Origin of the sequence: Dialister hominis (assembly GCF_007164725.1) — a bacterium.
Taxonomy (GTDB): Bacteria; Bacillota; Negativicutes; order Veillonellales; family Dialisteraceae; genus Dialister; species Dialister hominis.
On record NZ_AP019697.1, the window covers coordinates 1,790,510 to 1,807,798 of the forward strand.

The window sequence follows — 17,289 nt, forward strand, 5'->3', positions numbered from 1 at the left end:
ATCACTGCATATCGGGCGGCGGTTCCTGATTCGTGATTTCATAAAACAGCGTGAACTGGCCGGCGAAGTGGAGCTTCACAGTGTCGACCGGACCGTTTCTGTTCTTGGCCAGGATGATTTCCGTTTCATTCTTTCTCGGGTCATCATCCTCGATTTCACGGTTGTAGTACGCTTCGCGGTAAAGGAAGCTGACCATATCGGCATCCTGTTCCAGAGATCCGGATTCACGGAGGTCGGAGAGGAACGGCCTGTGGTCCTGACGCGCTTCGACGCTTCGGGAAAGCTGGGAAAGCGCGATGACAGGGACATTCAGCTCACGGGCAAGGCTCTTCAACGATCGGGAAATCTCGGAAATTTCCTGCTGGCGGTTATCCCCGCTTCTTGCGGCGCTCTTGGCCTGCATCAGCTGGAGGTAGTCGATCATGATGATGTCGAGCCCCTGCTCGGCCTTGAGGCGGCGGCACTTGGAGCGGATCTCGGAGACCGAGACGCCCGGCGTGTCGTCGATATACAGCGGCGCATCCATGAGGACGCTGGCTGCATTGGCGAGCTGGTCCCATTCCTTCTGCGTGGAAATGCGGCCGGTGCGGAGCTTGGCACTGTCGATCAGGGCCGTGGAGCAGAGAAGTCTCTGCACGAGCTGCTCTCGGGACATTTCCAGAGAGAAGAAGGCAACATGCTTGTGCGCCGAGGAAATACTCATATTCTTTGCCATATTGAGGACGAAGGCCGTCTTACCCATGGACGGGCGGGCAGCGACGATGATGAAGTCGCCCTTCTGGAAGCCGCTCGTCAGAGCATCCAGGGACGGGAAGCCCGTCGCAATGCCTGTGATCGTTTCCTTATTGCGGAACTTTCTGGAAATTTCTTCCAGCTCGTTCTGCACGGCTTCCCCGATCGGCGTGAAGTCGCTCTTTCTTTCATCCCTCGTGACTTCGAGGATGGACTTTTCCGCATTGTCCGTGATGTCTTCGACCGCATCCTGCTCGGAATACGCTTCCTCGGCAATGATGCCGGCCGCATCGATCAGGCGGCGCAGCTTGGCCTTGCCTGCCACGATATCGGCATGGCGGTCGACGGACTTCGGGGAGATGACATTCATGGGGAGTTCATTGATGTAAAGAACGCCGCCCACATCGTCGAGGCGCCCCATGCGCTTCAATTCTTCCGTGACCGTCAGGATATCCGCCGGCTCGCCCCTGTGGGACAAGTTCAGGATCGCCTTGAAAATGACGGCATCCGCCTCGCGGTAGAAATCCTCCGGCGTCAGCTTGTCCTCTGCCATAAGGATCGCATCCTTGTCGAGGAGCATAGCGCCCAGGACGGACTTCTCCGCATCCACATTCTGCGGCGGGACGCGGGACAGGATCATCGAGCTCGTGTCCGGCTTCGGTTCACGCCGAAAGTCTCCCTGGCCGCGTTTTTTTGTATCTGCCAAACCAATTCCTCCTTATACCGGCAAAGGCTCCTCGCCTGCCGTCTTGGGTGTCCTGACAAGCATCTTGTCGAGTACTTCCCGGATATTCTTCACCGGCGTGACGGTCAGGCCCAGGTGCCCTTCCTCGATATCCGAACGGTTTCCCTCCGGAATAAGGATGCCCTTCATGCCCGCCTGACGCGCGCCGAATGCTTTTTCATACACGCCGCCGACCGGCTTCACTTCGCCGGAGAGGGAAATTTCCCCTGTCACAGCATAGTCCTGCCGGAGCGGTATCTTTTCCACGGCTGAAATGATCGCCGCCGTGATGGCGCTGCCCGCCGAGGGGCCGTCTATATTTCCGCCGCCCACGATATTGACGTGGAGGTCGTAATCGGAAAGGACCTTGTCCGTGAGCTCGCGCACCACCGATGCCGCCGTTGCGACGGAATCCTTGGCCATGGAACCGGCCGTTTCATTGAAATGGATCGTCCCTTTTCCTTCTTCCCTTGCCGGGAATGCGGTCGCTTCGATTTCGACCGTGCTTCCCCAGTACCCTGCAACGCCAAGGCCGTAAATATGGCCGACCTTCGGCACGTCGCTTGCCACCTTGTCATACCACGGGGAGAGGCGGGATGCCATCGCTGTCTTCTTCATGAGATCGAGCGTGATGACAGGCGCATCGGCGCTCCCCTTCTCATAGACGGCAAGCCCGTAGGCATCCGCCAGAAGGGACACGGCCTTTCTGCCTTCCATCGTGTACTCGCTGATGAGGCGGGCGACGCCGTCGTCCAAGTGCACCTTCAGCTTCTCGGCTGCATGATTGACGATTTCAATGACATGCTCCGGCTGGAGCGGGTCGAAGAAAACTTCTGCGCAGCGCGAGCGGATCGCCGGATTGATTTCCGACGGGTCCCTTGTCGTAGCACCGATCAGGATGAAATCTGCCGGTGCGCCTTCCTTGAAAAGTTTCCTGATATATTCCGGGATGCCCGGCGCATCTTCATCATAGTAAGCCGATTCGAAATGAACCCTCTTGTCTTCGAGCACCTTGAGGAGCTTATTCAGCATCATCGGATCGAGTTCGCCGATTTCATCAATGAAAAGGACTCCGCCATGCGCATCCGTCACAAGGCCGGGTTTTGGTTCCGGGATGCCTTCATCCGCCAGATCCCTCTGCGCGCCCTGATAGATCGGATCATGGACAGAACCGATCAATGGGTTCGTCATGTCCCGGCTGTCCCAGCGGAGCGTTGTGCCGTCGCATTCGACAAATGGCGCATTCTCGCCAAAGGCCGTGAAAGGAAGCTTCTTCGCTTCGTCCAGGACCAGCCTTGCCGCCGTCGTCTTGCCGACACCCGGAGGCCCGTAAAGGATGAGGTGCTGCGGATACGGGGATGCGATGCGGGAAGCCAGCGCCTTCACGGCACGGTCCTGCCCCACGATTTCAGATAAGCTCTGCGGACGGACGACCTGCATAACCGTGGAAGTCAGCTTCACCTTGTCCATCGCCTCGAGCTTTTCCATCTTCTTCCTGTTCGCAGGAGACTCGCCCTCGCCCATTTCTTCTTCAATGATTTCCTGACGGATCTCATTCACATATTCCTGATGACGTTCGTCCAGACGATCAGCGATCTTTTCCTCGAGCTGCTTTTCCACCGCCTGGCGCGCCAGCATTTCTGCCAGCTTGTCCTCCAGTTTATCCAGGATGGCGGGGATCTCATCGTCAGCTGGCTGGTGCGTGTATTCGCGGCTCTCCAGGATGAGCCGCTCCATTCCGATCAGCCGGATTCGCGGATTCTCGTCATGAATATATTTCAAAGCGTTGAACCGGCTCGCCTGCACGATGATCTGTTCCGATCCGACAGCGCTGGCGTAAATGCTGTAAATCGCATTGATCTGGCGGTTCAGATCCTCATCGGAAATCCCGCTTCCATCGACGCGGTTCAAAAGCCGGCCCAGCAAATCTTTCACATCTTCCATCTTGGTATCCCCCCATTCTTTCAGCCGCATGCTGCGACCTCTTCCTACTATTTTACACCATAAGGGAGCATCTATGCATCTATTGTCAAATCTGCCCTCTTCCTATAAGATAAGGGAAACAAGGAGGCCTCATGGAACCACATTTCATAGACAACGAAGAAAGACAACGCCTTCGCGCGAAAATAGAAAAGGAAGTCAGCGCCATGGGCTACCCTCCCGAATTCGGCACCGCCCTCGCCGCCGGACTTGGCACCGAACGCGCCATGGGAAAAATGCTCCACTACCTCACCCATGCCGACATGCCGAGCATGGAAGAAATCGCCGACGAAATGGTCGCCATCTGCGACGACCGCTCCTTCTGGCGCGAAAAGAAAGAAGCGGAATTCTATCAGAACAAGTACAACGAAATGCTCTGGCAGAGCAAATTCGAAGACGATGAAGATGAATAAGAAACAGGAAATAGAAAATAGGAAAGGACTGCGGGAATGATTGCTCATCCTGCAGTCCTTTTTGCTTGCCTTATTTCCCTATTTCCTTATGCATCATGGATGACGAGGAGGGATTTGATGGCTTCTCTTCTGTCCATGGCATCGTATGCTTCCTGGATCTGATCGAGGGTGAATCTCTTGGTGAAGACTTTTCCTGGATGGATGGTGCCGTTCAGGACGGCGGGGAGAAGGATGTTTCTTACATAGGTCGTGACTGGTGCGACGCCGCCTCTAAGTCCTACGTTCTTCCAGAAGAGGATGGAGGTATCGACGTCTTCTCCGTGCGGTACGCCTACGCGTCCTACGATGGCTCCCGGGCGGCATACTTTGGCTGCTGTATCAAGCGAGAGCTGTGTGCCTACGCATTCAAGGGCAGCGTCGGCGCCGGATCCGTGGGTCATCGCCATGACTTTGGCGACAGCTTCATCGCCTCTTTCTGCGACGATGTCTGTTGCACCGAATTCAAGGGCGAGTTCCTGGCGGTCTACGTGGCGGCTCATGGCAATGATGCGCTTGGCTCCGCGCATTCTGGCGGCAATGACGCCGCAGAGGCCGACAGCGCCGTCACCCATGACGACGACGGTATCCCCTTCCTTCACTTCAGCCGAAGCGGCGGCATGGTAGCCGGTCGCCATGACATCGGCCAGTGTCAGGAAGGAATTGAGGTCGGCATCGGTGTAGCCCGAAGCTTCGCCCGGTACTTTGATCAGGGCCCAGCCCGCATTCTTGAAGCGGACATATTCTGCCTGATACCCTGCATTCATTTCCTGCGGCGCATTGAGGCAGTTGCCGTCAAAGCCGGCCTGGCACGCAGCGCACCAGCCGCAGCCGTGGGTGAATGAAGCGATGACGAAATCGCCTTTCTTGACCGTCGTGACAGCGCTTCCGACTTCTTCGACGACGCCGATGGCTTCATGACCCGTGAAGCTTCCATGCGGACGCGGATTGATGCCGCGGAACCACCAGAGGTCCGAACCTCAGACGCATGCACGCAGCACGCGGATCACGGCTTCATTCTCGCCTTCTACCTTCGGGATCGGCACTTCATTATTGACCTCGACACGTCCTGGTTCTACAAATACTCCTGCTTTCATCTCTATTCCCCCCTTACCGGCATTCCTGCCGTAACAAATGCATTCTTTCCTACCTTAAGTATAAAAAGAAAAGACAGCCGAATCAATTCAAATCCGGCCATCTTTCTATAAGAAAAACTTATGAAATTCTATATTCCTTCATCTTTCCGAATAGCAGCAAGGAGTCCTCTGCATCCGTCCAGAATATCCCGGTACGTTTCCTTGAAATCTCCCGTGTACCAGGGATCGGCAACCTCGCCGGGCCTGTCCGTGTAATCCATCAGGAGGTGCAGCTTTTCCTTCCGACCGCCCGTCAGAAGAAGCAGGTGTCGCCAGTTCTCCTCATCCATCCCGATGATGATATCATTTTCCTCATAATCCGCCTTCGTCATGCGGCGGGCTTTCCTCTTCTCGAAAGGCACGCCCATTGCCGTCAGCATCCTCTTGGCCGGCGGGTACATATCATTTCCTATTTCCTCCGACGTCATAGCAGCTGAGGAAACGAAAATTTCCTGAGAAAGCCCTGCCTTCTCCACCAGATCCTTCATGATGAATTCCGCCATCGGCGAACGGCAGATATTGCCGTGGCAGATAAAAAGCACGCGGTACATAGTTCCTCCTTTTGGCGGATTTCCGCCTGACTTCTTTTCTTCCAATATACCACATTTATACTACATTTTTAGATAGTATAGTAAAGATGGTACAGTAATTGCCCATCTCCTTCGATTTATCCATAACTCCTATAATAATATTATATAGCACCAATTACATTTTTTATGGTATCCTTTAGTTGTTGATAGAGATATTTGAATTACCCGACATACCCCCGTATGCAGGTCCGGGACGTCTCTCTCCCGGCATAGACAATCCCCCATGCAGGAAATCCATTCGGTTTCGATCGGGTTCATCACGGCTGCATCTGGCCGGAGCTCTGGAGGGAGGAGGGATGAAAGAAAGGTTCCTTCCCATCCCCAGGTTTCGCAGGCAAGGCCCCCACCTTCCTGTATTCAGCCATTGCCGCGCATGAAATCGTTTCAACTTTCTTCTATTGAAGAGGCCGGAGACCTTTCCGCTTATGATTGTGTTTTCCTTGGTTTCTGGATCGAGGGAGGGACGGCTTGCGAAGAAGCGGCGAACGTGCTTCGCCATTTGACGAACCGTCACATATTCCTCTTTGTCACGCTGGCAGCCGACCCGGAATCGGCGCACGCCATCGCCAGCATGCAAAATGCCAAAAACCTTCTCCCCTCGGACAGTTTCCCGAAAGGAACCTTCCTCTGCCGGGGAGCCGTATCGAAAGAGACGGTACGGAAAATGTTTGAAAAATATCCATTCGGAAATACGGAGACGAGAATCCTGAGTGAGTGCTGCCTCCTCTCAGGTTCAGCGAGGCATCCGAATGATGAGGATTTGGCCAAGGTCGAAACTTTTGCAAGGGTCATGTACCAGCATCTCAAGGATCAGTAAAAAGGAGGGAGAAATGAATCGATTCTTCCTTCTGAAAATGAAAAGGATGTACAGCGGGAAATCCCATGTACATCCTTTTTTTGTATCTCAATTATTTTCTTTTGCTTTTTCGATGGCCTTCAGGAGGAATGCCATGTTTTCTCCGAGGTTCTGCATGTTGGCCATGCCTTCTTTGTCTTTTTCGACTTCGCCCGGGAGTCTTCCGTAGGCCATGTTCCAGTAGGTCGATCCTGCCACGACCATTTCATGGTTCAGGAAGAAATGGTTCATGGTATCGATGGCCTGCAGGGGGCCGGCTCTTCTGGCAGCGGCGACGGCGGCGCCTACTTTGTGTTTCACGAGGCCCGGGTTCAGGTCGCAGACGACGGCCGCTCTTTCGAGGAATGCCTGCATGTTGGCGGATACATTGGCGGAATAGGACGGGGAGCCCAGAAGCACGCCGTCTGCTTCTTTCATTTTTTCGAAGACTTCGCGGAAGCAGTCGTTCTTATGGACGCAGTTTCCTCTTCCTGCGCATGCCCAGCACGCTTTGCACGGCTCTATGACGGTCCCGGCGAACTGGACGAGCTCGGTCTCGATGCCTTCCTTCTCAAGGGCTTCGAAGACCTTCCGCATCATGATTGCTGTGTTTCCGTTCTTTCTTGCGCTTGCACAGATGCCCAGTACTTTCATCATGCCATCTCCTTTTCCCATTCACGAAGCGTGGAAATGCCGGCTTTATCCGCCAGACTTTCCAGGCTGCTGATTTCATCTCCGGTCAGATGGATGTCCGCCATCTTTGCGGCTTCTTCTACCTGATAGACTTTCGTCACGCCGATAATCGGAAGCGTCCCTTTGGCAATCGCCCATGCGCCTGCGATCTGGGATGGCTTTGCTCCATGCGCCTTTCCGATTTCTCTCAATGCTTCGACGAGTTTCCCGATTTCCTTCCAGTACGAATTGTAGGAATTGCCGCGCCCTGTTCCTTCAGGAAATGGATGTGCTTCGTTGTACCTTCCGGATAGCGCGCCCTGCTCCAATACCATGTAGGAGAAGAATGTGATGCCATGCTCTTTGCAGTAATCCAGGATGCCTGCTTTTTCGGAGGAGCGGTGCAGGAGACTGTAATGGTTCTGGATGGCGGAAATGGAAAGTCCGCCTTCTGCCAGGATTTCCTGCGCTCTCTTGATTTCAGCAAGGTTATGATTGGAAACGCCAATTTTCCTGATCTTTCCGCTCTTGGCGAGAGGAATGAGGTCCTTCGTCCAGCGTTCGACGTCCATCGGGTTGTGGATCCAGTAGATATCCACGTAGTCCGTGTGAAGACGGGAGAGGCTTCCCTCCAGCATCTTTTCCATGGCGTCATCCCCGGGGCCTGCAATCTGCGGGGTGAATTTCGTGGAAATGAGGACATCTTCTCTTGGCACATCCTTCACGAAATTGCCCAGGATTCTTTCGGACGTTCCTTCTCCGTAGTCGGCTGCTGTGTCCCAGAGGGTCAGTCCTTTTTCCATGGCTTTATCAAAAACGGGACGGAGGTCGTCCTCGAAGTAGTGATTTCCGAAAACCTGGTCTCCGCCAGCCATGCCGGTGCCCCAGGACCATGCGCCCAGTGCGAGGGGCGGTAATTTCTTTTCTGTCATGTCGTTCACCTTCCATATTTCACTTAGGACTTTATTCTACTCATTTCCGCGAGATATTTAAAATACTCTTTAATTATCCCTAGATATTCATATTTCAAATATCTTCTCTTTCCTGTACAATGAAGAAATAAGGAGGTGTTCCATGGAAATCCGTGTATTACGATACTTTCTGGAAGTGGCGAGGGAAGAGAATATCACAAAGGCGGCGGCTTTTCTCCACGTGTCGCAGCCGACGCTGTCCCGGCAGCTGAAGGAACTGGAGGAGGAACTGGGCCGGCCTCTTTTCGTCAGGAGCAGCCACCGCATCCATCTGACGGATGAAGGACAGCTTCTCCGGAAACGCGCGGAGGACATCCTCGACATGGTAGACAAGACGGCCTCTGAATTCAAATCGCTGGATGAAATCACCGGCGGCGACATCCGCATCGGGTGCGCGGAATCGTCCGGGCTGTCCTTTTTCATGCATGCGGCGCGCGCTGTGCAGAAGCGCTACCCGAATATCCATTTCCATTTCTACAGCAGTGGGACGGATGCCGTGACGGAGCGCATCGACAAGGGTCTCCTCGACATGGCCGTCATCGTGCAGAGCGCCGATCTTTCCAAGTACAACTGCATCACTGTCCCCTACAAGGACCGCTGGGGAATCCTTGCCAGGGACGATGATCCGCTGGCCGGGAAATCCTGCATCACGCTCGATGAATTGAAAGACCTTCCTCTCATCGTCTCCCGTCAGGGCATACAGGAAGAACTGCTCTTCTGGTTCGGGGAAGAAACACCCCGCCTCCACATCGCGGCGACGTATGATCTTCTTTTCAATACGACGCTCATGGTGAAGGAGGGACTGGGCTACCCCATCGGTTTTGACAATCTTGTCCATACAGGAAAAGGAAGCGGCCTCGTCTTCATCCCGCTCTCCCCCGAGCTATCCTCGCCCATGCATGTCATATGGAAGAAATACCAGGCATTCACGCCGGCGTCAAAGATACTGCTGGAAGAGCTGGAGAAGGAGCTGAGGTGAGGGGGAGAAAAACCTTTGAGGATTGGAAAACCGTAAAACCAGCCTTCGGCTGTGGTAATCAACCCTTTTGAAAACCATAAAACCAAGGCTTCGCCTTGAGGAAATGCAACTCATCCGCCCCGTACACTAACTTATGAGACATTTGTGTTGCTACCGCTACTGTCAACTGGTATACGGCGCACCTTCCCTTCCAGGGCAAGGTCAAGGGCATTCTTCCCCGTCTGGGAAGGCGAGTATAGAAACCCATATAAAAAAGATGCACAGCGTTTTGTTGTGCATCTCTTTTTTGTTTCTTTTATCTTCTGCCTGGTTTTCTGAATCCGGGTCTTGGGGGTCTCGGGCCTTTGGGGCCTTTGCCTTCCTGTGCTTTGGCGATGGCTTCCTGGGCTTCGCCGCCTTTGCCCAGACGGCCGGTCTGGACGGAGGTTTTCTTGGCTGTCATGTACCATACGTGGAGTTTGTCTGTCTTGCCTTCTTTGATGCCCTTGGCTGTGGGATCGTACGGGTAGAGTTTCACGTAGTTGGACATGGATTTCTTCGCGTTTTTCTTGTCATCAGAGGAGACGAGTTTGATGTCCATCGCCAGTTTGATGAGGAATACGAGAAGAAGGAAGGGGTAGACGGCCAGGATGTAGATGTCCTCTACGTAGGCAAGGCCGATCATGACGAGAGCGCCTACGATGCTGAATACGCAGACGGCTGCTTTCAGCGTGAGGGATTTCCTGAACATCGGCTCCATAGCGGAGAGCCAGATGTTGCCGTTGGATTTGTAGTAGTGCAGGAATTCCTGGTTCTTGAAGTTTTTATCGCGGCTGTGGGCTGCGACGATCTGATCCACGATGTTCGTCACGTTCTTCTTCATCTGCAGCATGCGGTAGTTCAGAACGAAAAGGACGGTCGTGAGGATAATGACAAGGATGACTGTCAAATTCATGAATGGTGCTCCTTCTTTGGCTTTAGGTGTGAGAAATCCGCCCGCGTTGGCAGGCGGATCCTCATAAGCCTTCAGCTTTTTGATTAAAGTCCGAATCTGGCAAAGATTTCATCGACATGGACGAGCATCGGCTTGTAGTCGAAGCATGCCTTGATTTCTTCTTCGTTCAGATACTTTCTGACGTCTTCGTCTTTGCAGAGGTTTTCATAGAAGTCTTCACCCTGCAGCCAGCGTTTCATAGCGTTTCTCTGTACCCAGCGGTAAGCGGTGTCTCTGTAAGCGCCTTTGGCAACGAGGGCCAGGAGTACTCTCGGGCTGTAAATGAGGCCGCCGGTGAGGTTCAGGTCAGCCATCATCTTTTCCGGATAAACGAGGAGCTTGTCGATCAGGCTGGTCGTCTGGTCCAGGATGTAGTCAAGAGCGATGGTAGCATCCGGAATGATGACACGTTCTACGGAAGAGTGGGAAATATCTCTTTCATGCCAGAGCGGAATGTCTTCGAATGCCGGTACGCTGTAGCCTTGGATGACTCTTGCCATGCCGCAGATTCTTTCAGATTTGACCGGGTTTCTCTTATGTGGCATTGCGGAGGAGCCTTTCTGTTTCGGGCTGAAGTATTCTTCTGCTTCTCTGACTTCGGTTCTCTGCAGGTGGCGGACTTCCAGAGCGATCTGGGAAAGAACGCCTGCAATGACGCCGAGTGTGGAGATGTATTCAGCATGGTGATCGCGCTGAACGACCTGGGTAGCTACGACTTCAGGAGTGAGGCCGAGTTTCTGGCATACGTAGGTTTCTACGAATGGATCGATATCCGCATAGGTGCCAACGGCGCCGGAGAGTTTGCCGACTGCCATTTCTTCAGCAGCACGTTTCATTCTTTCGATGTTGCGGAGGGTTTCGGAGTACCAGAGCAGAATTTTCAGGCCGAAGGTGGTCGGTTCAGCATGGACACCGTGTGTTCTGCCGATGGTTGGTGTGTACTTGAATTCCACAGCTCTTCTCTTCAGAACTTCTGCGAGTTTTTCCAGATCGGCAATGAGGACCTGGGATGCCTGTTTGATCTGGACATTGAGTCCGGTATCCTTGACGTCGGTGGAGGTCAGGCCCATGTGGATGTACTTGGCTTCATCGCCTACGTATTCGCCGACGTTTGTCAGGAAAGCAATGATGTCATGGTTGATTTCATGGTCGATTTCATGAATGCGGTCTACGTCGAAGTTTGCCTTTTCCTTGATGACCTTTACTGCTTCTTCAGGAATGCGGCCCAGTTTCGCGTTTGCTTCGCAGGCTGCGATCTCGACATCCAGCATTGTCTGCCATTCATTTCTTTCGTCCCAAATCTTGCCCATTTCAGGACGTGTGTACCTTGGAATCATTTAAATATCCCCTTTCGGTTGACCAATGCGGGCGCAAATTTCACGACCCACGACTACGCCGGCTGCGGAGGCCTGTGCAAGACCCCTGGTGATGCCGGCTCCATCACCAATAGCAAAGAAATTAGGAATCACTGTTTCAAGCTTGTTTGACAGCTCGATCCGGGAGGAATAGAACTTCACTTCCACGCCATAGAGAAGCGTGTGGCGTGAATTGGCTCCCGGCGCTACCTTATCCAGCGCTTCGAACATCCCCATAATATCCTTTAAGAAGCGATATGGCAAGACCAAAGATAAATCTCCCGGTGCAGCAGATGGCATTGTCGGCTGGACAAGGCCTCTCCTGATGCGTTCCGGCGTCGAACGGCGTCCGTCGCGAAGGTCGCCCAGACGCTGTACGATCGGGCCGCCGCCCAGCATATTGGCAAGGGATGCGATGTACTTGCCGTATTCGATCGGTTCATGGAAAGGTTCGGTGAACTGCTTGGAAACAAGGATCGCAAAGTTTGTATTCTGGCTCTTCTTATTCGCATAAGAATGGCCATTGACCGTCATGAGGCCATTGTTATTTTCCGTGACGACGAAGCCGTACGGGTTCATGCAGAAGGTGCGGACGCGGTCGTCGAAGTCTTCGGAGAAATAAACGAGCTTGGACTCATAGCAGAGATCGGTGATCGGTTCATAAATTTCAGCCGGAGATTCTACGCGGACACCGATGTCGACAGCATTCGACTTCGTCTTGAGGCCCAGTCTCTTCGCCTCGCCGGCAAACCATTCAGCACCGTCACGGCCCGGAGCGGAAACGAGGTACTTGCAGTGGTACGTTTCTCCGCCAGCCACAACACCAAGGGCGCTGCCGTCCTTATCCGCCAGAATCGTGTCGACCGGCGTCTTAGCGATGACAGTCACATTATTCGGCAGGCTGTCTCTCATATGGGAGAGGATTTCGCTGTTCACGTCCGTCCCCAAATGACGGATGCGGGCAGGAATGAAAGCCAGGTCAGCCGCAGCTGCCTTTCTCTTCAGCGCATGGAGTTCCTCCAGATGCTCATCCCCGTAGACCTTCCTGTCTGCCCCGCCGAACTGGCAGTAAATGGAATCTACGTAGGAAATCAGGCGGGACAATTCGCCCTTATTCATGTAATCGTCCAGATTGCCACCGTAATCCGTCGTCAGCGTCAGCTTCCCGTCAGAGAAAGCCCCCGCTCCGCCCCAGCCGGAGACAATATTCGCGCGCCTGTCGCTCGCCGGCGCCGTCCTGTTCTTGTTCAAAGCGATACGATCGCGGATATCCAGCCCTTTTTCAAGAATCAGCACAGAAAGGCCCGTATCTGCGATTTCCAGCGCAGTGAAAATCCCCGCAGGGCCTGCACCAATAATAATCACATCATAATTCTTAGCCATGTAACGCACTTCCGATTTCATCAAATCCGGCGAAAAGCGCCGTTCCCGCCCGCCTCTGGGAAAACAGGCAACAAAAAAGCCCCGCATGGGGGCCGGATCATCTGTAAAAGATTATCCCTTTTTTTATTTTACAGAAGTGAAGAAGGAAATGCAAGGGAAAAGGAAATCTGAAATCGCTGAATGCAAAAAAGGATGGTGAAGGAAATCCTCCCTCATCATCCTCTTTTTATTTTTACTTCATTAGTCGTCGTCAACGAAAATCTGCTGTGCTGCCTTGTAGCTCAGGGAAATATCCCCGATCGGCGTGGAAAGAAGAATCGGACCTTCGTACGGTTCCTTCTCCTTCACAGTCACTTCCATGTCGATGCCGATATTCTTGCCCTGGACATAATCCATCAGCGTGTAATCTTCCATGACACGGCGGATGTGGCTCATCTCGCCCACTTCCAGATCGCTCAGGAGGCGGTGCGTAATGCCGGAACGGCTGCCGTCCTTTCTCGGGATCGGATCACCGCGCGGTGTGTGGACCGGATGATCCAGGAAATTGTCCAGTCTTTCAGACAATGGTTCCGTCGTCTGGTGTTCCAGACCCTCTGCGATTTCATGTGCCTCGCTCCAGGAGAAATCCAGTTTCTCTACGAGGAACACTTCCCACAGAGAATGATAACGCAGCAGGCGGCCTGCCTCGCGGCGGCCCTTCCTCGTCATCTTGCTGCCCTTGTATGCCGTATAGTCCACATACCCCTGCTTCTGCAGCTTCGTAATCATTTCACTAACAGACGGAGGCGATACATGGAGCATGTTTGACAGTTCCTTGTTCGTCACCAGCTCATGGGATTCGCTGATGAGATAAATCGCTTTCAGATAATCTTCCTTGCCGGATGTCATTTTCTTTATACCCTCTTTCTCTCATCATCACCGGGAAAAATAGTCATTCCCTAAATTTTTATACCGATACTCTTGTTTAATTTTATTATATGCCATCCAGTAATTTTTTTACAGTATAAAAATTGATTTTTGGGAAGAAAATCGAAATATAAAGCGGCATCTTCTTCGAAAATTACAGGTTAACCATAAAATGTTAAATAATTAATAAACAAATCTTTATACAGGTTAATTCAGAACAATTTCCATTTCAAGTGCCTTATTCCCCGATATTTTCGAAAGAAATAAAGAGTGCAGAACCATTTCTCTTCGATTTCAGGCCGCTTTCCTGCGTTGACAATCCCTGCCATCCACTTTATAGTAAAAGATACCCGTTTCCATTTTAGCCATGATAGAAAATTTCCTTTTATCAGGCTGGAATATTTTCTGAATCATATGATTCGACAAAGGAGAAGTATATGAAGAAACTCATCGCAGCAGCAATCCTTTTCTCGGCCCTCTTTGCAGGCGCCCAGACCGCATCCGCTGATGTCTATGTCAATGGCTACCGCAATCAAAACGGCAACTACGTCCAGCCTCATCACCGCACGTATCCAGATGGCAACCCAAACAATAACTACAGCCACAGAGGAAACTACAATCCCTGGACAGGACAGCCAGGAGACAGATAACCTGGAATGAAAAAGAGAAGCCTCTTCACGAGACCTCTCTTTTTTTATTTTTACTATTCTCTTCTTCCTGCCTTGATGCGTTTCAGGATGTCGCTCCCGATTTCCAGATTCAGGTACGCATAGCAGTATGCATTCAGGACGAAAATCAAAGCCACCATGATGATGCCCGACGTCGTGAAGACTGTCTTGCCGGGATCCGGGTCGAAGCCGAAAATCTGGGACAGCGGCTGCCATGCCCAGCGGACGAACGTCACCAGACGGTCGATCATCGACGAAAGCGCATCTGCGATTCCCAGAATATAAATGGAGAAAACAATCTTGTACGACATTTCCACGATATAGGCAAGCGCTGTCAGGTTCAGCGTCTTTGCATACGACAGCTTATGGCGGAAACCATACCCCATCGCAAGACCGAGAGCCGCCGCATAGAAAGCCGTCGTCAGCCCGATTTCAGGTCCGCCGAACATATTCACGATCAGAACCTCAGCCACGCAGGTGCCAAGTCCCCATTTCATGCCATGGAAATCACAGATGATGGCAATCGGCACTGCCGCCGCAATCATCGTGACGAAAACCAGGAACGGCGCCAAAAGCTTCAGCAGCACCAGGAGCGCCGCAATCGCAGCAGCCGCCGCTGCCTCCGTCAAATACTTCGTTCTTCTAACAGCAGGATTCACGTTTTCTCCTCTCCGAAAGAAGCCGCCATGGCCTCCTTCTCCTCTTTCTTCATACGTTTCAAACGGTATTCCATCGAACGGGCCTCATGCTCCGTTCCCCACTCACGATACCACGCCAGAACCACAGGAAGCCGGCTCCTCGTATACCGCGCGCCCTTCCCGGAATTATGCACTGCCACGCGCCGATGCACATCATCCACCGTGAATCCCGTATAAAGACTCCCGTCCGCGCACCGCACCATGTAAGTGAAATACTTCCGCTCTTCCTTCTCCGTCGTTTCTTCGCTCATGTCCGTTTCTTCTCATTACCACAGGAAAATAATATCCTTTATTATACCATGGAGTGCATAGAGGAAATTCAGGGATGATTGCTGTCATTAGTAATCGGAATATACTTCATCACCTCTGACACGCATCCTTCCAGGTCTTTCTTGATGTCTGTCTCCCAAAAGCGAAGAACCAGCCATCCCATTTCCGTTAAATTATCATTAACCTCTTTATCCCTTTCGACGTTTCCTGTTAATTTTCTTTTCCAAAAATCCTTATGCGTGTCAATGTGATTCGTCAGGGATTCCAAATTCCTTCCATGCCAAAAATCCCCGTCAACAAAGATTGCAATATGGCTTTTAGTTATGGCAATATCAGGTATTCCTGGCAAGCGCCTGTCATTTTTTCTATAACGGACACCCTTATGCCAAAGTGCTTTTCGTAATAGGATTTCTGCTTTAGTGTCACGGTTCCGAATATGTGTCATATTCTTATGCCGCTGTTCTTTTGTCAAGACGTCCAATGAGTCCGCCCCCCCGTTTTTGCAGGTGTCTATAGCAAAAACCGGCCCTTGCAGGACCGGTCTTGATAACTAAAAATGAAGTTCAGTTTGTGCCTCTTCCTTGTTTCCTTTTACTTTCTTCTCATGATAAATATCAAAATCTCTTTGGTATGAATCAGGATGCACAAAGCACTCATTAATTGCCTTAGCCAGGGAATAAGCAAGTCTTACAGGTACCGCATTCCCGATTTGCCGGAAGATTGGGCCAAATGCGGGCTTTCCCGTCGACGTTTCAAAATGGAAATTATCAGGAAATGTCTGCAATCTGGCTGCTTCACGCGGTGTAATTGACCGGTTCTGTTTAATGTCCGGATGAATAAAGAAGTGACCGTCCTTGGATAAATGTGCGACAACCGTCTGTGCATATGAAAGATTATCTGCAACGACGTTGAATCTGTCCAGGAAAGAAGTGGTATTCTTATGAGTCAACATTTCTTTAGGAAGGTCCGTATATTTCAGGCGCGTTTGATTTCGATTCCATGCCTCGACAACCCTGCGGTAAATGTCTTTATCATGATCATTGACATATCTGGCATAGTGAAGAGTGACTTCTTCCTCATCCTTTTCTTTAATTCCGGCATCATACAGATATTTGCCTTCATAATGTCTGGTTTTAGTAGGAAGCGGCGTTCCTTCATTTGCGTGAAGCGGAGGCAGGTCGTTAAATATTTCACTGACGCAGATTCCATCCTGCTCTGTCGGATGACGTTGAACTAATGGATAGAAGCCATGATCGTCCCCGAGTTTTCCTATCAGAATTAAACGTCTTCTGCTTTGTAGAACACCATAATCAGAAGCAAGAAAAATTTTTGTTTCGACTGAATAGCCGCATTCTTTGAATGTTCTGCACATTGCATCAAAATGTCTTGTTCCATCAGGTTCTTTGGCAGATAGAAGCCCCAGAACATTTTCAAAGAGAAAATATTTTGGTTTATATCTGCGCAAAAATTCTGCATAAATCTTATACAGGTAATTCCTTTCATCACCAATCATATTATTGGCATCTCTGGAACGTCCCGCCAGAGAATAAGCCTGGCATGGCGGTCCACCTATAATCAGATTAATTCGATTGTCTCCCAGACGTCCATCAATTTTGTCAAATATTTCCTCTAAATTATCTTTGGACATCTGATAATTCATGACCGACTCAAGAACATCTTGCGGTATTTTTGCATAAAAGGAATTTCGATCTATACGTCCATGAAGGTAATCGTGATAAATATCCAGTCTGCCCTGCTCTTTAAGCCAATGATAGGCAGCTCTTGTTTTCAGCGTGTAACAAGCGGCCTTATCCATTTCAATATGAGCTGCAGGACTAAATCCTGCCATAACGAAGCCTTCCGATAATCCGCCAGCGCCGGCAAACAAATCCAGAAATTTCATCACATCACCTCCTCTGCAATGTTTTAACCACTGGTTCATTATACCAGGGCTGAAAGTGGAAATAA

General features: G+C 51.5%; 18 protein-coding genes. 4 read left to right on the forward strand and 14 right to left on the reverse strand.

The genetic code is table 11. From position 1 onward, the window contains the following. Position 1 precedes the first annotated feature (1 nt). Together dnaB and lonC are read right to left on the reverse strand one after the other, a co-directional pair. A complete protein-coding gene (dnaB, locus tag Dia5BBH33_RS08295; RefSeq protein WP_179951957.1) occupies positions 2-1,372 on the reverse strand; it encodes a replicative DNA helicase in 1,371 nt (456 codons plus the stop codon). A 78-nt stretch (positions 1,373-1,450) separates the two neighbouring features. Then, the gene (gene lonC, locus Dia5BBH33_RS08300; RefSeq protein WP_231939281.1) at positions 1,451-3,430 is read right to left on the reverse strand and encodes a Lon family ATP-dependent protease; all 1,980 of its coding nucleotides are present in this window, start codon (positions 3,428-3,430) and stop codon (positions 1,451-1,453) included. A gap of 101 nt (positions 3,431-3,531) precedes the next feature. Between lonC and Dia5BBH33_RS08305 the strand changes: the two genes are divergently transcribed. Then, positions 3,532-3,849 carry a hypothetical protein gene (locus Dia5BBH33_RS08305; protein ID WP_022382481.1) on the forward strand — a complete coding sequence of 106 codons (318 nt, stop codon included), beginning with the start codon at positions 3,532-3,534 and terminating at the stop codon, positions 3,847-3,849. An 86-nt stretch (positions 3,850-3,935) separates the two neighbouring features. Here the strand turns inward: Dia5BBH33_RS08305 and Dia5BBH33_RS08310 are convergent, their stop codons facing one another. Both Dia5BBH33_RS08310 and Dia5BBH33_RS08315 read right to left on the reverse strand, forming a co-directional pair. Beyond that, positions 3,936-4,838, reverse strand: coding sequence for a zinc-binding dehydrogenase (locus Dia5BBH33_RS08310; protein WP_408609036.1), 903 nt, complete (start codon positions 4,836-4,838; stop codon positions 3,936-3,938). Positions 4,839-5,110: 272 nt separating this feature from the next. Next, the gene (locus tag Dia5BBH33_RS08315) at positions 5,111-5,572 is read right to left on the reverse strand and encodes a low molecular weight protein-tyrosine-phosphatase (protein ID WP_143332756.1); all 462 of its coding nucleotides are present in this window, start codon (positions 5,570-5,572) and stop codon (positions 5,111-5,113) included. 412 nt (positions 5,573-5,984) lie between these two features. On the opposite strand from Dia5BBH33_RS08315, the gene Dia5BBH33_RS08320 reads away from it, so the two are divergent. Continuing rightward, a complete protein-coding gene (locus Dia5BBH33_RS08320; RefSeq protein ID WP_162501782.1) occupies positions 5,985-6,428 on the forward strand; it encodes a flavodoxin family protein in 444 nt (147 codons plus the stop codon). Between the two features lie 87 nt (positions 6,429-6,515). Here Dia5BBH33_RS08320 and Dia5BBH33_RS08325 read toward each other — a convergent pair whose 3' ends face one another. Then, a complete protein-coding gene (locus Dia5BBH33_RS08325) occupies positions 6,516-7,103 on the reverse strand; it encodes a flavodoxin family protein (protein ID WP_197710315.1) in 588 nt (195 codons plus the stop codon). Then, positions 7,100-8,050, reverse strand: a complete 951-nt coding sequence (locus Dia5BBH33_RS08330) for an aldo/keto reductase (RefSeq protein ID WP_143332758.1) — start codon at positions 8,048-8,050, stop codon at positions 7,100-7,102. Before Dia5BBH33_RS08330 ends, Dia5BBH33_RS08325 begins: the two co-directional genes overlap by 4 nt. 142 nt (positions 8,051-8,192) lie before the next feature. Between Dia5BBH33_RS08330 and Dia5BBH33_RS08335 the strand changes: the two genes are divergently transcribed. Next, positions 8,193-9,068 carry a LysR family transcriptional regulator gene (locus Dia5BBH33_RS08335; RefSeq protein WP_143332759.1) on the forward strand — a complete coding sequence of 292 codons (876 nt, stop codon included), beginning with the start codon at positions 8,193-8,195 and terminating at the stop codon, positions 9,066-9,068. 295 nt (positions 9,069-9,363) lie between these two features. On the opposite strand, the gene Dia5BBH33_RS08340 is transcribed toward Dia5BBH33_RS08335, so the two are convergent. The 4 genes from Dia5BBH33_RS08340 to Dia5BBH33_RS08355 all read right to left on the reverse strand — a co-directional run bounded on the left by Dia5BBH33_RS08340 (position 9,364) and on the right by Dia5BBH33_RS08355 (position 13,667). Continuing rightward, positions 9,364-10,002 (reverse strand): hypothetical protein, encoded by a 639-nt coding sequence (locus tag Dia5BBH33_RS08340; RefSeq protein WP_143332760.1) that lies wholly within the window; start codon positions 10,000-10,002, stop codon positions 9,364-9,366. Positions 10,003-10,085: 83 nt separating this feature from the next. After that, entirely contained in the window at positions 10,086-11,378 is a 1,293-nt protein-coding gene (purB, locus tag Dia5BBH33_RS08345) for an adenylosuccinate lyase (protein ID WP_022382489.1), read from the reverse strand. After that, positions 11,379-12,779, reverse strand: coding sequence for an NAD(P)/FAD-dependent oxidoreductase (locus Dia5BBH33_RS08350; RefSeq protein WP_143332761.1), 1,401 nt, complete (start codon positions 12,777-12,779; stop codon positions 11,379-11,381). A gap of 240 nt (positions 12,780-13,019) precedes the next feature. Continuing rightward, positions 13,020-13,667, reverse strand: a complete 648-nt coding sequence (locus Dia5BBH33_RS08355) for a metal-dependent transcriptional regulator (RefSeq protein ID WP_022382491.1) — start codon at positions 13,665-13,667, stop codon at positions 13,020-13,022. Positions 13,668-14,122: 455 nt separating this feature from the next. Between Dia5BBH33_RS08355 and Dia5BBH33_RS08360 the strand changes: the two genes are divergently transcribed. Continuing rightward, positions 14,123-14,335 (forward strand): hypothetical protein, encoded by a 213-nt coding sequence (locus Dia5BBH33_RS08360; protein WP_022382492.1) that lies wholly within the window; start codon positions 14,123-14,125, stop codon positions 14,333-14,335. A 53-nt stretch (positions 14,336-14,388) separates the two neighbouring features. On the opposite strand, the gene Dia5BBH33_RS08365 is transcribed toward Dia5BBH33_RS08360, so the two are convergent. The 4 genes from Dia5BBH33_RS08365 to Dia5BBH33_RS08380 form a co-directional block, all read right to left on the reverse strand. Then, positions 14,389-15,012 carry a DUF2232 domain-containing protein gene (locus tag Dia5BBH33_RS08365; RefSeq protein WP_022382493.1) on the reverse strand — a complete coding sequence of 208 codons (624 nt, stop codon included), beginning with the start codon at positions 15,010-15,012 and terminating at the stop codon, positions 14,389-14,391. Continuing rightward, the gene (locus tag Dia5BBH33_RS08370) at positions 15,009-15,302 is read right to left on the reverse strand and encodes a GIY-YIG nuclease family protein (protein WP_143332763.1); all 294 of its coding nucleotides are present in this window, start codon (positions 15,300-15,302) and stop codon (positions 15,009-15,011) included. The genes Dia5BBH33_RS08365 and Dia5BBH33_RS08370 overlap by 4 nt, the downstream gene beginning before the upstream one ends. 68 nt (positions 15,303-15,370) lie before the next feature. Further along, the gene (locus Dia5BBH33_RS08375) at positions 15,371-15,793 is read right to left on the reverse strand and encodes a very short patch repair endonuclease (RefSeq protein ID WP_232518035.1); all 423 of its coding nucleotides are present in this window, start codon (positions 15,791-15,793) and stop codon (positions 15,371-15,373) included. 78 nt (positions 15,794-15,871) lie between these two features. After that, positions 15,872-17,224 (reverse strand): DNA cytosine methyltransferase, encoded by a 1,353-nt coding sequence (locus tag Dia5BBH33_RS08380; protein WP_232518036.1) that lies wholly within the window; start codon positions 17,222-17,224, stop codon positions 15,872-15,874. Positions 17,225-17,289 lie beyond the last annotated feature (65 nt).